Source organism: Paenibacillus antibioticophila (assembly GCF_000455265.1).
GTDB lineage: Bacteria > Bacillota > Bacilli > Paenibacillales > Paenibacillaceae > Fontibacillus > Fontibacillus antibioticophila.
This window is the reverse complement of record NZ_HG005139.1, coordinates 335374-349574: the sequence shown is the minus strand read 5'-3', so window position 1 is coordinate 349574 and position 14201 is coordinate 335374. Positions and strand designations below refer to the sequence as shown.

At 49.8% G+C, this 14201-nt stretch carries 12 protein-coding genes and 1 pseudogene; 6 read left to right on the top strand and 7 right to left on the bottom strand.

The window, feature by feature from the left end; genetic code table 11:
• Positions 1-24: 24 nt before the first annotated feature.
• Both TX85_RS01480 and TX85_RS01475 read right to left on the bottom strand, forming a co-directional pair.
• On the bottom strand, positions 25-510 hold the full coding sequence (locus tag TX85_RS01480; RefSeq protein WP_044477370.1) for a MogA/MoaB family molybdenum cofactor biosynthesis protein: 486 nt from the start codon (positions 508-510) through the stop codon (positions 25-27).
• An 85-nt stretch (positions 511-595) separates the two neighbouring features.
• Positions 596-1246, bottom strand: a complete 651-nt coding sequence (locus TX85_RS01475) for a 5-formyltetrahydrofolate cyclo-ligase (RefSeq protein WP_044477369.1) — start codon at positions 1244-1246, stop codon at positions 596-598.
• A gap of 190 nt (positions 1247-1436) precedes the next feature.
• On the opposite strand from TX85_RS01475, the gene TX85_RS01470 reads away from it, so the two are divergent.
• The 3 genes and pseudogenes from TX85_RS01470 to TX85_RS28285 all read left to right on the top strand — a co-directional run.
• The gene (locus TX85_RS01470; RefSeq protein ID WP_044477367.1) at positions 1437-3407 is read left to right on the top strand and encodes an ABC-F family ATP-binding cassette domain-containing protein; all 1971 of its coding nucleotides are present in this window, start codon (positions 1437-1439) and stop codon (positions 3405-3407) included.
• A 370-nt stretch (positions 3408-3777) separates the two neighbouring features.
• Positions 3778-4902: an IS110 family RNA-guided transposase gene (locus tag TX85_RS01465; RefSeq protein ID WP_044477366.1), complete on the top strand. Its 1125-nt coding sequence runs from the start codon at positions 3778-3780 to the stop codon at positions 4900-4902.
• A 684-nt stretch (positions 4903-5586) separates the two neighbouring features.
• Positions 5587-6056, top strand: a pseudogene (locus tag TX85_RS28285) (transposase); the annotation flags it as partial.
• A 91-nt stretch (positions 6057-6147) separates the two neighbouring features.
• On the opposite strand, the gene TX85_RS01460 reads toward TX85_RS28285, so the two are convergent.
• The gene (locus TX85_RS01460) at positions 6148-6573 is read right to left on the bottom strand and encodes a MarR family winged helix-turn-helix transcriptional regulator (RefSeq protein WP_044477365.1); all 426 of its coding nucleotides are present in this window, start codon (positions 6571-6573) and stop codon (positions 6148-6150) included.
• 149 nt (positions 6574-6722) lie between these two features.
• On the opposite strand from TX85_RS01460, the gene TX85_RS01455 reads away from it, so the two are divergent.
• Entirely contained in the window at positions 6723-8219 is a 1497-nt protein-coding gene (locus tag TX85_RS01455) for an MFS transporter (RefSeq protein WP_044477364.1), read from the top strand.
• A gap of 243 nt (positions 8220-8462) precedes the next feature.
• Here the strand turns inward: TX85_RS01455 and TX85_RS01450 are convergent, their stop codons facing one another.
• Together TX85_RS01450 and TX85_RS01445 are read right to left on the bottom strand one after the other, a co-directional pair.
• The gene (locus tag TX85_RS01450; RefSeq protein ID WP_044477362.1) at positions 8463-9263 is read right to left on the bottom strand and encodes an aminoglycoside N(3)-acetyltransferase; all 801 of its coding nucleotides are present in this window, start codon (positions 9261-9263) and stop codon (positions 8463-8465) included.
• Between the two features lie 125 nt (positions 9264-9388).
• On the bottom strand, positions 9389-10489 hold the full coding sequence (locus TX85_RS01445) for a ParM/StbA family protein (protein ID WP_044477361.1): 1101 nt from the start codon (positions 10487-10489) through the stop codon (positions 9389-9391).
• A 223-nt stretch (positions 10490-10712) separates the two neighbouring features.
• Between TX85_RS01445 and TX85_RS28030 the strand changes: the two genes are divergently transcribed.
• Together TX85_RS28030 and TX85_RS01435 are read left to right on the top strand one after the other, a co-directional pair.
• On the top strand, positions 10713-11729 hold the full coding sequence (locus tag TX85_RS28030) for a peptidoglycan DD-metalloendopeptidase family protein (protein ID WP_044479723.1): 1017 nt from the start codon (positions 10713-10715) through the stop codon (positions 11727-11729).
• A 2-nt stretch (positions 11730-11731) separates the two neighbouring features.
• Positions 11732-12226: a bactofilin family protein gene (locus tag TX85_RS01435; protein ID WP_044477360.1), complete on the top strand. Its 495-nt coding sequence runs from the start codon at positions 11732-11734 to the stop codon at positions 12224-12226.
• A gap of 417 nt (positions 12227-12643) precedes the next feature.
• Here the strand turns inward: TX85_RS01435 and tsaD are convergent, their stop codons facing one another.
• Together tsaD and rimI are read right to left on the bottom strand one after the other, a co-directional pair.
• Positions 12644-13678, bottom strand: a complete 1035-nt coding sequence (gene tsaD / locus TX85_RS01430) for a tRNA (adenosine(37)-N6)-threonylcarbamoyltransferase complex transferase subunit TsaD (protein ID WP_044477359.1) — start codon at positions 13676-13678, stop codon at positions 12644-12646.
• The gene (gene rimI / locus TX85_RS01425; protein ID WP_044477358.1) at positions 13671-14198 is read right to left on the bottom strand and encodes a ribosomal protein S18-alanine N-acetyltransferase; all 528 of its coding nucleotides are present in this window, start codon (positions 14196-14198) and stop codon (positions 13671-13673) included. Before rimI ends, tsaD begins: the two co-directional genes overlap by 8 nt.
• Positions 14199-14201 lie beyond the last annotated feature (3 nt).

The following is a 14201-nucleotide window of genomic DNA, read 5'->3' as shown; positions in this document are numbered from 1 at the left end:
AACTTTATGTCAGAAAAATAGGGATTATAATCTGAACTGCCCCGTCACCATGAGCAAAGCTTCCGGAAGCTGATCCATGATGGCAGCAAGGTTCTCGTGAACCCCCTTCGGTGTCCCTGGCAAGTTCACGATCAGGGTGCGGCCGCGAATGCCGACGATTCCGCGAAACAGCATGGCTCCCCGATTCTTCTGCATAGCAGCGTGTCTCATTGCCTCAGCCATTCCGGGTACTTCCCGCTCGATAACTCTCCGCGTTGCTTCAGGAGTCACATCCCGGATCGCCAATTCCGTTCCTCCCGTAGTCAATACCAGATCCGCTTGAAAGTAATCCGTCATCTCAATCAATGCCGCAATGATCTCATCCGGATCATCGGGAACAATCCGGTATTCTACAATCTCACCGCCCAACTCTTCCTCCACCAGCTCGCGGATTACCTGGGCACTCGTGTCCTCACGCTCGCCTCTGGCTCCTTTGTCACTTGCCGTTAGGATCGCTGTCTTCCAAACCATGAGTCACCCTCCTGTTCTATAGCAAAGCTATCTATGTTCGTCTGCAGCTTAAAAACGCAGTAATTCATATACACTTCGGTCTTACTTACGCATCATTGATCTCCATAATCCCATCAGGAGTAAAAATTCTGTTCACTCTAAAGTCATGAGGCTCCATAGGCACCCGTTCTTCAAGAATCTGTTCTCGCAGCGCAATGGCTCCTAGCTCTGCAGGGAAATTGCTGCTTTCATGATCCCGTACGCGGAATGCCTCTTGAGCTCTAATCTGTGCGATAAGCCGGTCATAATACCCTGCTCCGAAGCCGATCCTTCCGCCCCAACGATCAAACGCCAGTCCGGGAATGATGACCGCATCGATCCCCCCGTACCGTTCACTGCCCCATTCCTCCGCATCTCCCGGCGGCTCTGGAATCCCCCAAAGTCCCGGCACCAGCTCCTGGTGCTGCTCCAGCAGGTGCAGCTTCATGGTCCGTCCAACAAGACGAGGCACGATCAAGCGATCCCCTTGAGCCTTGCAGCTTTGAAGCAGGTATCCCGTATCCGGTTCATCTCCAAAGGACAGATAGCAGCAGACATTCAGTTCTCTACCTCTCGCCTTCCGGAGCGGGGCAAGCCATTCCGACTCGGCCAGCAGGCTGGCCGCCTTGGACTGCAGTTCTCTTGAAGCCGCGGGAACCTGTGAACGAATTTGCTTCATTTTATCTCTAAGTGCCTGCTTGTCCTGTACCCTATCCATGACAGACTCCTTTTTTTGGGGCCACCAATCTCTTTTGATTCTACCTCTTAGTGTATCATTCTTAGGGTAAAATGAAAACTTTCACTATTACAGAAACAAGCTCATTTAGCGGGAATGGCGATGCATTTCATCGTTTTTTCATGTACACTAGGCATAGAGTGCAAGTTCATTTGGGAGGATGTCAAGCAATATGCTGCTTCAAGCTACTGAAATTACCAAGCTATATGGTGTAACCACCATCCTTGGAGGCGTTAATCTGCAAGTTCTGGAGCGGGACCGGATTGGTCTTGTTGGTGTGAACGGAGCGGGGAAGTCTACCCTGCTGCAAATTTTAGCGAATGAAATCTCGCCGGACGGCGGACAAATATTCAAGGCGAAAGAAACCCAGGTGGGCTATCTTGCCCAGAACAGCGGCCTTCAATCGGATCGATCCATTTGGGAGGAAATGCTGGCCGTATTTTCCGAGCTGACGGAAGCCGAGCAGGATCTAAGAAGGATGGAGGCTGAGATTGCCGATCCATCCCTGAATCACGAAGACAAGACCTATCAGGATTTGTTGACCAAATATGCCGTTAAATCCGATTGGTTCAAGGATCATGGCGGCTATGAAATCGAGACCCGGATTAAAAGCGTGCTGCACGGTATGGGCTTCGGTTCTTTTGACCCGTCTACGATCGTCTCCACCCTCAGCGGCGGTCAGAAGACCCGCTTGGCATTGGCACGGATTTTGCTTCAGGCTCCAGACCTGCTTATGCTGGATGAACCGACGAACCATCTGGATATCCAGACTTTGACCTGGCTGGAGGATTATCTCCGCAATTACTCAGGCGCTTTGCTGGTTGTATCCCATGACCGGTATTTTCTCGACCGTCTTGTTACCTGTATTGTGGAAATCGAACGGCATCAGTCTCACCGGTATACCGGGAATTACAGCCGTTATATTGAGATTAAAGCCGCAGAATACGAGAGCCAAATGAAGCTTTATGAAAAGCAGCAGGATGAGATTGCCCGGATGGAGGACTTCATTCGCCGCAATATTGTACGTGCCTCCACTACGAAGCGCGCGCAGAGCCGCCGGAAGGCGCTGGAGAAAATGGATGTGATGGATCGGCCGTTGGGCGATCTCAAAAAGGCCAATTTCTCCTTTGAGGCAGAGATCATGAGCGGCAAGGATGTGCTCCAGGTCGATCAATTATCCTTTGCATTCGATCGTGTAAGCAAGCCTCTTTTTCGAAATGTAAGCTTCTATCTTCGTCGCGGCGAAACTGTTGCGCTTATTGGACCGAACGGAATCGGAAAATCGACATTATTAAAGATGCTGACCGCTGATCTTGCCCCCTCGTCAGGCAGTATTTCCTGGGGGGCTAAGGTCAAAATCGGCTTCTATGATCAGGAACAGAGTCATCTGAACCCGCAAAACACGGTGCTGGAAGAGGTTTGGGGCACTTACCCTTATATGGAAGAGGCTCGAATCCGCAGCGTGCTTGGCAATTTCCTGTTCAGCGGCGAGGATGTACTGAAGAAGGTCTCTTCATTAAGCGGCGGAGAGAAGGCGCGTGTCGCTTTGGCCAAGCTGATGCTTCAACGGGCCAATGTGTTGATTCTTGACGAACCGACGAACCATTTGGATCTATTCAGCAAAGAAGTGCTAGAGTCGGCGCTGCTCGAATATGACGGAACTCTGCTGTTCATCTCTCATGATCGTTACTTTCTGAATAAAATGGCCGAACGCATCATTGAGCTTCACCCGCAGGGCGCCGAGCATTTCCTGGGTAATTATGACGATTATCTTGCCAAAAAGCAGGAGCTTGAGGAATTGGCCGCTGAATTGGCAAATACAGAATCGACAAAAAACAAAGCCCCTGTTCCCGCCAAAGAGAACGAGGCCGCGTGGAACGGTAAGTCAGGCGCTACTTCCTACGAGGCTGACAAACAAATGAAACGACAGGAGCGTGCCCGTAAGCGGCGAATGGAACAGCTGGAGGAGACCATCTCGGCGATAGAAACCCAAATTGCTGAGTTGGAGGCCGAGTTGGCGCTGCCTGAAGTCTATCAAGATTATGAGGCTGTACAAAAACGCCAGAATATCATTGACCAGCAGAAGACAGCATTGGCTGAAGCTTATGAAGAGTGGGAAGCTTTAGCTGCCGAGGAGGAATAGCTACACCTGGACTAGAAAAAAGGGTGTCCCAAAAGGGATCATAAGATGAACTGAGGGGCACCCTCATTCATTTGTTCAAACAAAAGAAACCGCTCTATGGAAAATGGAGGCACCCCCAACCTTAAACCAAAAAGAGACGGTTTCCTTGTACATTCGATACAGCAGGGATCAACTCTGTTTCCCAATATAAGCCATGCGGTACATTTGATCTAAGGGAAGGAAGTACTTGGTACTTGGTCTAGTTATAATGAACGAAACCGACATCCTAATTGCTACTACGTAGGTTAATTGTGGAAATAATGAGAAGTAAGCTCAACCCATTGGACTTTCCACAATCAGAGCTATAAAACAAAAAGGAGTCGGTCTAAGAATGAGTATTACCACAAAGTATGTAGGTTTAGACGTGTCCAAATCCAAAATCGCGGTGGCCATTGCCGATGAGGGCCGAGGAGAAGCACGGTATTGGGGAACCATTACCCATACGAAAGAAGCGGTGGGCAAACTGATGCAACAGTTGAGTAAATCCGAAGACATCACCTTGGAGGTTTGTTATGAAGCCGGACCTACGGGATATGTGCTCTATCGCTGGCTGCTAGAAATGAATATTTCTTGTACCATCGTGGCCCCGTCCCTCATTCCCAAGCGTGCGGGAGATCGGGTCAAAACGGATAAACGAGATGCCCTTCGGCTCGCTCAGTTGTTTCGTGCAGGGGAACTGACGTCGGTTTACATTCCGACACCGGCGGATGAAGCATTGCGGGATTTAGTTCGAGCTCGGGAAGATGCCAAAGAAGATCTGGCCCGGCAAAAGCAACGGTTAGGGAAGTTTCTACTACGTAATCAACTGGCTTCCCCCAAGGGATCCACCCCATGGACGCATGCGTATGAAGCGTGGTTGGACAGCTTAAAATTTGCAGATCACTGTCAGCAGGTAACGTTTCAAGAGTATCGCCAATCGATCTGGGAAACGAAAGAACGCATTCGCCGGTACGAGCAGGAGATCGAACGACAAGCCGAAAGCTGTGCGCAAGCTCCGCTCATTCAGGCTCTGCAAGCGTTACGAGGCGTGGCCGTGCTTACCGCGACCACCCTTGCCTCAGAAATGATCGAAGCCGCGCGATTTCCGTTGGCCTCGGCTTTTATGAGCTATTGCGGACTGGTTCCTAGTGAAAATTCGACGGGAGACAGCCGCCGGCAAGGGAAGATCACCAAAGCGGGGAATGCCCATCTCCGAAGAGTGTTAGTGGAAGCCGCTTGGAGCTATCGATACAGTCCCGCCGTGAAAAAGAAGATGAGACAGCGTATTTTGGGTCTACCGCCTGAAGTACAGCGAATCGCTTGGGAGGCCCAGCATCGTTTGCATCAAAAGTACAAGAGCTTGTTACGCATGGGAAAACACAAGGGGGCCATCGCGGTGGCCATTGCCAGGGAACTTGCCGGGTTTGTGTGGGCGATTGCGAAAGAAGTGGAAATGACTAAAGCCAAGGCTTCGTAATGAGGGAACCGTTTGACGGACAGAGGGTTGTTCAAAGTGAGATGGATGAAGCAAGGAGGTGAGGCTGGGAGTAGATCGTGATTTACCTCGGCGGCAAAATCAGGCAAGGTGAAGAAGAGACCCGCGATGTCCGTTTGTGCAAAGCTTCGGCTTCCACGCACGTTTCTAGTTAGCGGCCAGCTTCTTCAGACGTATGTAGAATGTGTGTGAATCCACGAATATCAGATTGCCAACCAGCGAATTGTTTTCGCCGCCGAGCTAAAGCATGATCTACCCCTTCCGTCCCCTACAAGGGGAAACGCAGGAAGTGCACTCCCTGCACCCGTTACTCGCCGTATGGCAGCCCCTGGCCTTGGCCAGGGACATTCAAAAAGTATCGCTGGAAAGAGCCACCTGTCAAGACAGGCGCTTGACAGGCTCTTATTTAAGCGCGTCAAAAACGAGAGAGCCACAGAGGCGCTTGACAGGTTTCGTTCATATCAACGGACATTAGTTCTCCTTACGGTCCGCTTTTGGATGAGCCAGAATTGTAACGGACATTTTGGCTGCTAAGAGAGTAGAATCGAGTGAACCAGAGTCGTTTGAGCGTCCTAAGCGCCCAAAATGTCCGTTAACCCTTCGAATCATGAGAACAAGCCTGCTAAGAGTCTAAAATGTCCGTTAGCGAGTTTAAAATATCCGACAGCGATTTTAGGGAAGAGAAACAGCTATAGCAAAACGGATCATGACGCTGCCTTTATGCTAATGAAAGAAGACCACATGCGAAACGGCCAGCTAAAGCAAGACTATACTGTATACTGTCCAGATCGGCACCGAGAATCAATCCATTATCGGCTACAGTCTGCACCAGCGACCGACCGACACGCGCTGCCTCATCCCGCATCTTGAACAATTAAAATCACAGTTAGGACAACTCCCGGTCACCATTATCGCCGATGCGGGCTATGGCGGCGAAGATTGTTATGCCCTCAGTAAGGCGCATGATCGAGCCGGAGCCTGTGTTTGGCGATATGAAGAATAACCGAGGCTTTAAAAGGTTCCTGCTTCGAGGCTGATCCAAAGTGAGCCTTGAGGTCGAGTGGCTTTCTCTTGCCCATTATCTACTCATAAAAGCAGCGGTGCACGCCAAAAGCCAAGGAGTTAAGCGAAGATAGGCCGCTTAGCTCCTTGGCTTTTATTAATACTACCCTATTTTGTTGATGTGGGTGTTCCAAAGTTTTCTTTTGGGACACCCTATTGCTATATTCAATCGCTTTCTTCCTTAATTCCTTCATACAGCTTCTCCAGCAGCGCAGACAGCTGTTCCCGCTCTTCCGGTGTCAAATGACGCGTCAGATGCTCATTCAAGTCTGCCAATACCTTATACATCTCGGGTTCGATTTCCCTTGCCTTCGCTGTGGGATAGAGACGATAGGAGCGTCTGTCCTTCTCGTCCACCCTGCGCTCGACATATCCAGCCTCCTCCAATTGCTTTATGGACCGCGCTGTCGTCGCCTTGTCGAATTTCACTTCACTCGTAAGCTGCTCCTGGGTAAGCCCAGGCTGTTTCAGAACCAGAATCAGGTAACTCTGATGGGCCCCGCTTCCAAAATTTATCTGCTTTAATCGTTTGGATAAATGCTTCTGATAGATCCGATTACTATAAGAAATTAGTTTGCCGATGGAATTCATATCGAAGGTACTCCCTTTCCCTGGCTCATGTAAAAAATAGTACCTTAAATTAGTTGCACGTGCAACTAATTAGAAGTACAATAGGTGAGCATCATATAGTTGCGTGTGCAACTAATTCTTCATACGACTAGAGAGAGGTGCTACATAGCATGCAATCCCAAGACACCCTAACTGCTCCACGTTCCTTTGCGGATGACCCGTCCATTCAAAAGAGACGCTGGACGCTTCTCATCATTCTTAACTTATTTACCTTTATGGCGACATTAGACGGAAGTATTGTCAACATTGCATTGCCTTCAATTTCGCAGACCCTCGAACTACCCGTCGCTCAAGCGGAGTGGGTCGTCACGAGCTATTTAATGGTGATCTGTGCGGCAATTTTATTTTTCGGCAAGCTCGGCGATATTTTTGGCAAAATCAAAGTGTTCAAATGGGGAATGCTTCTTTTCCTCATCGGCTCGCTGCTATGCGGACTTAGCAACACGCTGATCACCCTTATCCTTTCCCGAGCTGTGCAAGCACTCGGCGCTGCAATGACAATGGCGAACAACCAGGGGATTGTAACCGAGATATTTCCCAAAAATGAGCGAGGCAAGGCTCTCGGGCTGATAGGAACCTTTGTATCTCTTGGAAGTATAGCGGGGCCAAGCCTTGGCGGCGTTATCGTATCCGGACTAGGCTGGCAGTATATATTTAGGGTGAATGTTCCGATCGGTCTTGCGGCCGTGATCATTGCCTGGCGCCTTCTTCCTAAGGATGTCAGCCTGCTTAAGGTCAAGATTGATGCCTCGGGAAGCATCCTGTTCACGCTGTTCATTCTTGCCTTATTTTCAGGGTTGCTGCTCGGTCAGCAGACCGGATATAACAACCCGTGGATCATCGCATCCTTTATTGCATCCGTCTTTGTGCTGGCAGCCTTTTTAAGTGTCGAAGCACGAAAAGCAGAGCCTTTGCTGCAATTGAGTCTATTCAAAAATCCATTATTCTCCTTGAGCATCCTGTGCGGCTTTCTTACCTTTACGGCAAATTTCGCATATAACATCCTGTCGCCGTTTTATCTGCAAAGCATCCTGAATCTGTCGCCTTTTCATGCCGGACTTGTCCTGATGGTCTTCCCGGTCATCATGGTTATCGTATCTCCGTTAAGCGGGGCGCTTTCCGATAAGATCGGCTCCGAGCTGTTGACCTTCGTCGGACTCCTGCTGATGTTCGCCACCCACATCGGCCTGGCATCCCTTCATGATGGAAGTCCGCTCTCAATCGTCGTTCTGCTCATCGCCATGCTCGGTCTTGGCAACGGGATCTTCCAGCCGGGCAATAACTCGCTGATCATGTCGCAGGCTCCAAGATCCCAACTCGGTGTGGCAGGAAGCGTAAATTCGCTCGTCCGCAATGTCGGCATGGTCACCGGAATTACCGTGGCCACCACTGTCCTGTTCCACACAATGAGTACAAAAGCTGGTTACCGAGTCACCGATCTGATCCCTGGTCGTCCCGACATTTTCCTCTTCGGCATGAAGGCTGCTTACACGACCTCAGCAGTGATCTGCTTGGTTGCTGCATTGCTCACCGGGCTTCGGCTATGGTCAGCCCGCAGAAAAAAACATGAAGCTGACAAAAAAGACTTATCTACAGTTATGCAGTAGTTTATTCACAACAAAAGCGACCTCGCAAGGTCGCTTTTTTCCGTGTTTTAACCGGAAATGAACTGATTTTCATGGCTTATCCACCGACTTATGCACATTATCCACAGTTTTCTGAAAAAAATGAGGTGTTTTTCGAGAAAGTGCTTCCCTCACTGACAGACAAGCTTTCATCTGTTTTTCATAAAAATCATACACGTATGTGGATAACTTTGTCCACATCTTGACAAATACATTGGGGCATAGTTACCGGTTCCGCTCCATCCAGCCTACTGCATAATCGACCAATGCCCGCTGCGGAACAAGAATTGCTTCAGCACCCGCGACCTTCCCTCGTCTGACCTGCTTTGTCTCGGTCTCAAATGCTTCTCCAATCACTACAAAATCATCCGAATTCAGCTCCAGATCAGGGAACTCCACCCACTGCTTAACCCCATCTACAAGCAAGGGTGCTTTATTAGGGATTTGCTTTTTTCCCGAAAACTCAGCCCGGTACTCTGCCAAATGAATCGAGGTATTATTCCCATGACCGACACCAAGCAGCAAAATCCAGCCCTCTGCATCATAGAGTCTGGCCAGCGGAGAATCCTCCCCCAAGCCGAAGGCAAGAGCATGGCCGCTAATAAGGCTGGCTGCCTTTGGTCCTCTTGCCGCAAATGAATGATGGGGATGACCGCTTCGCATCGTCCCCTCCTGTTTGCGAAACAGTTCAGGAATAATCCCCATGAACCAAAGCGGTGTCAAGTGAGGATCATAAGGAGGCATGTGCTCGCGAATCTCCTCCCACCACTCCGAAGGTACGGGCGGGTTGCTCCAGCCCTCCGGATCACTAAGGTCATTGGAGTGCGTCGGCATGACAAGGGTGCCTGTCTCCCCAAGCGCTTCCTCCAGCGCAAGGATTACAGCCACCGGCCCGCCAGCTACCCATGAGCCTAACGACTTGAAGGAGGAATGAACCATCAATGTCATGCCTGACTCGATTCCCAGCTCTTTTAAATCCTGCAATATTGTTGATTGAGTAAATAATTGACCTTGTATCTCTTGCATACCAATCACTCCCTGTCTGGTATTTATTATAACCTTTCGCTGCATAGTCCGTGTTCAATAATAAGAAGACGAGCCCGAAATTCAGCCCGTCTCCTTTAGTACAAACTTCTCTTCTTTTTTGATGATTAATTGGCAGGCGCCCCGCTTTGAGAATAGCCTGACTTACTTTTGGCAAGCTTCAAATATCCATGAACATTCAACATTTCGCTGTCTTCCTCGAATCTCAGCCTCATGCTGCCTGCTGCATCAATAATATAGGAACGCAAGGCGGAAGCGCCGCCTCCAAGAACGTAGAAGCACTCGATATCCGGATATTTCTTCCACCGTTTACGGATCAGGTCAACCAGCTTTTGGGCTGCACGGCTAAAATACATATCTACAATCGGCCGGATATCGGCTTTACCTTCACCTACCCGCTGAATCGCAAACTCCCGGTTGCGGATTCTGCCGATGAGCTTAGCCCGGCTCGGAAAACGATAGCCAAATTGATCCTCGACATCCCGAATGATCGAATCCAGGTAGGCGGCAAGTCCAAACTGTTCGCCAGTACTGAATTGGTTGTCAATATTCATTCGCTTTACCACCGGAAAATCAGTGGTTAGCGCACCGATCTCACAAATTCCGATGCAGCCGTTATGTATCTCATCATTGTTCACCTGCAATTGATCATTTGTCGCCAGATGATACAGGGCAGCGGCCCCTTCGACGGATACCACCACACGTCGGATGGTAATCCGAACTGTACGTCCGCGAAGACCCGGTGTAGATAAGAACGCCACTTCGTGTTCACCGGTCAGGCGCTCTTCAAAAGCACTGTGAAAGGCTACAAACGAACGTACCGGAAGACCTGTGCCGATAATATACTCGACTTCCTCCAGGCTTCCTGCAGCCGGGTAGGTCTGGTCTGCCAGGGCTGCATAAGCAAGAGCTGTAAGTGCAACCACCAGAGCCTGATCACTGGTCGCCTTGTTATCCGTTTCCTCCAGCTCGGAATTATCCTGATCCTCCATAGCCAGCAGTCCAACAAAATACCGCTGATTGCTTCTCTTCAGCTTAGGACTGCGAATCTGTACATCCAGCGCCTTCAAAGGAGAATCCTCTTCTTGCAAAATATGTCTTTCATATCCCGGGGAAACAATGCTAGGGATTAATATCGGACGGGACGAGCCGTCCACGACGACCTTGACGCTATCATTCCCCACATCAATACCGGCTATTTTAATCATAATTACCTCCTCTTCAATCTAAAAATATCCATATCCAAATCTAGCCAAGGAAGACACGATACAACTGATTTCGCTACAATGCGACAGATTCCTTCTGGATTATGTGATTTTGAGTACATTTTTTTTGATTTCAGGAGGGATTTGGATGGTTTTGCCGAATAAATACCTTTGGACTATTGACTGGAGAAGTTTTTGGAGGATTTTAGGATTTCAGGAGGATCAAATGAAGCTCAAGTTAAGACCTAAGAACAAGAAGTATACCGTGCTCATCGTACCCGAAGGAACCAGCCCGGTATTCCGATTCAACATGCGCTCTTTTTCCATGATCACTTTAGCGGCCATTTTGCTTGTCATGCTTGGTATGCTAATGATGCTGATGATCATGAACCGTCAGCACACGGGCCGAATTGTAAGCTTGAAGGCCGAATTATCAACCTCGACCAATCGGCTGGAGAGCACGGTCGCCAATAAAGAGCAAGCAATCGACGAACTGCTGACTGAACTAATGGACTTATCCGAGAAGTCAAAGACAATTGAATCGAAGATGGCGGAGCTTGAGCAGCTCGAAGCCGATATGAAGGCCATTACCAGCGGCGGCCGCAAATCATCCGGCACCGGCAATATTCTTACCGACTCCGATAAGACGATGGAGCATGCAGATATAGAAGGCGGAGTAGGCGGGGAAGCGATCCCGCTGTCAGATGAAGAGGTCAGCATGCTCATTGAGGAGACGAAGCTGAGCATCAGTTCCTCGCTCGAGGAAATGCCCGAGCTGCAGAGCCGCATGGAGCAAACCAAGACTAATTTAAAGAAATACAAAGAAATGATGACGATTCTGCCTACGTATTGGCCGACAGAATCTGTCCGTATTACCTCTACCTTCGGCACGCGGAGAGATCCCTTCAATGGCACCCTGACGTCCCACAACGGAATCGACATAGGCGGCCCATCCGGAGATCCGATCTATGCCGCTGCGCATGGAACCGTCACGGATACAGGCTATAGCTCCGCCAGAGGCAATTATATTACCATCTCTCATCCTTCCGGAGTGAAGACGAATTATATGCATTTGAAGGAGATCAGCGTCAGCAAAGGGGATACCGTCAAGCAGGGGGATATCATAGCACTGCTCGGCTCCACCGGACGGAGCACTGGCCCGCACCTTCATTTTGAAGTCATTAAGCAAGGAACCCCTGTTGATCCCATTAACTATTTAACCATTCCGGGAGAGGATGAATAACGATGTTTAAAAATAATAAAGCCGCTAAAGTCGATCCTAACACTACGGATACTTTAATCGGCGAAGGAAGCGTATTCGAAGGAAAGATCAAGTCCGCGGCAGGCGTAAGAGTTGAAGGACAAATCATCGGCGACATTGAATGCGAGGGCGATGTTACCATTGGCGAAAAGGGGGTCGTTCAATCCAATATTTTTGCGAGGAACGTCATCATCGCCGGGACAGTGAATGGAAATATTCAGGCTCGGAGCAAGCTGTCGATTACGGCAAAGGGCAAGCTGTTCGGAAATATGTCCGCCGCTTCGATCTCGATTGAAGAAGGCAGTATCTTTGAAGGAACTAGCCGTATGGCTGGCGGAAACGGAGCCCCCGTACAAGACGAGGCATCCAAGAAAGAAGCCGCAGCAGCATCGGAGTTGAAAACCGAAACTCAGAGTACGCCGCCCGCCTCTAAAGGACAAAATACTCAAAAGGAAGAAGTCACCTTCAAGTCCTGGTAACATAATAAAGGGTGTCTATATAAGTTGAACTAATGATTATACACAGGAGGCAACGTGTAAAGTATTCTTACGATCGCTGTTGTTCGCGGATTTCTTGGATTGAATTGGCCATGTAAAGGAAGAAATTCGCTCTCAAAGGCGAACGCTATCGCTTCTACAGAACACTTTACACTCATGCCTTTTCTGTGCAGTTCTTTAGTTCAACTTATATAGCAAGTCAAAAAAGTCGGGCGGAAAACCTTGTGTTTTCCGCCGACTTTTTTTGTTTGTTTGCTTTTAAAGAGAGATTTAACTGCAAGAGGTCACTTATTTAGCTCGACAGCAGCCGACTCTGCTCATTTTAATGCTTTTTTGCACTTATTTTCGTGATTCACCAGGGGTAACTCCGGTGAAAAGAACGGATGTCCTTGTCCCCGGTCATCTTACCGCCCATGCCTCCAGAGACATGGAAGCCTCAGCCTTTAGCTCCAGACCGGAATACAAGCCTTGCTTGTACTTCAGATAGGCGGCAGCGCCGATCATGGCGGCATTATCTGTGCAATAACGATGCGGCGGGATCGTAAGCGGTATTTGCTCCTTCTCGCAGCGCTCGGTCAATGCTTGTCGAAGACCTCTGTTCGCCGCTACACCGCCGCACAGCAGGAGCTGCACGGCGCCGCAGGCTTTCACGGCCCGAACCGCCTTCTCAACTACAACCTCAATGACCGATTCCTGAAAGCCTCTGGCAATCCCTGCCTCATAGCCTTCCTCACCTTTCATCCGATGCTGATTTACTGCATTCAGCACCGCCGACTTCAGGCCGCTGAAGCTGAAATCATATGAATCCGGCTCAAGCCAAGCCCGAGGCATGCCCTCGCATGTCCGGGATTCCATCGCCAGCTTGTCTACATGCGGCCCGCCGGGATAGGGAAACCCGAGTGCCCGAGCAACCTTATCGTACGCTTCCCCGACGGCATCGTCCCGCGTGCGGCCTAGCAATTTAAAGCTTCCTTCCTGCTCCATAAGCACAAGCTCGGTATGACCGCCTGAGACGACAAGGGCGAGGGCAGGATAGTGAATCTCTCCCACCAGCCGGTTGGCATAGATATGTCCTGCAATATGATGTGTTCCGATTAAGGGCTTGTCGAGGGCAAAAGCAAGGCTTTTCGCCGCCATAATCCCCACAAGCAGCGCACCAACCAGACCAGGCCCTTCTGTCACCGTTATGGCAGACAGCTTCTCGGGAGCGATTCCCGCCTGTTCTATCGCTTCCTCCAGCATGATGGTAATATTCTCGACATGCTTGCGGGAAGCCACCTCGGGAACAACGCCTCCGAATGCCTTGTGGGTCTCAATCTGGCTTGCGATCAAATTGGACAGCACCTCCGTGCCGTTCTTGACCACGGCAACGGAAGTCTCATCACAGCTTGTCTCCACTGCTAAAATATAGCATTCCTGTTGTTGCTCATTCATCGATCTCTTCGCTTCCTTCCTCTTCCCAAACCAGTTGCTCCGGCAGCTCGCACCACATAATGACGGCATCTTCTTGATTATCGGAATAATAGGCTTTACGGATGCCCGCCGGTTCAAAGCCAAGCTTGCGATAAAGTGCTTGAGCGACCAGATTGGATTCCCGTACTTCAAGCGTCATGCGTTCGATGCGGTACTCCATCGCCAGCTGGATCAGTTGAAGCAGCAGTGCTTCTCCCAAGCCCTGTCCGCGATGGGCGGTACGAACCGCAATGTTAGTAATGTGCGCTTCATCCACAATCGTCCACATTCCCGCATAAGCAACGGGCTTTCCGTCCAGCTCCATGACCAAATATTTCGCGAAATGATTCATGGTTAGCTCGTTGCGAAAGGCTTCCTCGCTCCAAGGCAGCGTGAAGGACTCGTGCTCAATAATCATAATGTCCGGAATATCTTCCAGGGTCATTTTACGGATCGACACGGAACCTGCAGGTGTTGTCTCGTTCTCGTTATGGATCGCCATCTG

What these genes read in the sequence shown, in the direction of transcription:
- TX85_RS01480 (WP_044477370.1), bottom strand. Translation starts at nt 510, where the DNA reads ATGGTTTGGAAGACAGCGATCCTAACGGCAAGTGACAAAGGAGCCAGA.
- TX85_RS01475 (WP_044477369.1), bottom strand. Translation starts at nt 1,246, where the DNA reads ATGGATAGGGTACAGGACAAGCAGGCACTTAGAGATAAAATGAAGCAA.
- TX85_RS01470 (WP_044477367.1), top strand. Translation starts at nt 1,437, where the DNA reads ATGCTGCTTCAAGCTACTGAAATTACCAAGCTATATGGTGTAACCACC.
- TX85_RS01465 (WP_044477366.1), top strand. Translation starts at nt 3,778, where the DNA reads ATGAGTATTACCACAAAGTATGTAGGTTTAGACGTGTCCAAATCCAAA.
- TX85_RS01460 (WP_044477365.1), bottom strand. Translation starts at nt 6,573, where the DNA reads ATGAATTCCATCGGCAAACTAATTTCTTATAGTAATCGGATCTATCAG.
- TX85_RS01455 (WP_044477364.1), top strand. Translation starts at nt 6,723, where the DNA reads ATGCAATCCCAAGACACCCTAACTGCTCCACGTTCCTTTGCGGATGAC.
- TX85_RS01450 (WP_044477362.1), bottom strand. Translation starts at nt 9,263, where the DNA reads ATGCAAGAGATACAAGGTCAATTATTTACTCAATCAACAATATTGCAG.
- TX85_RS01445 (WP_044477361.1), bottom strand. Translation starts at nt 10,489, where the DNA reads ATGATTAAAATAGCCGGTATTGATGTGGGGAATGATAGCGTCAAGGTC.
- TX85_RS28030 (WP_044479723.1), top strand. Translation starts at nt 10,713, where the DNA reads ATGAAGCTCAAGTTAAGACCTAAGAACAAGAAGTATACCGTGCTCATC.
- TX85_RS01435 (WP_044477360.1), top strand. Translation starts at nt 11,732, where the DNA reads ATGTTTAAAAATAATAAAGCCGCTAAAGTCGATCCTAACACTACGGAT.
- tsaD (WP_044477359.1), bottom strand. Translation starts at nt 13,678, where the DNA reads ATGAATGAGCAACAACAGGAATGCTATATTTTAGCAGTGGAGACAAGC.
- rimI (WP_044477358.1), bottom strand. Translation starts at nt 14,198, where the DNA reads ATGGCGATCCATAACGAGAACGAGACAACACCTGCAGGTTCCGTGTCG.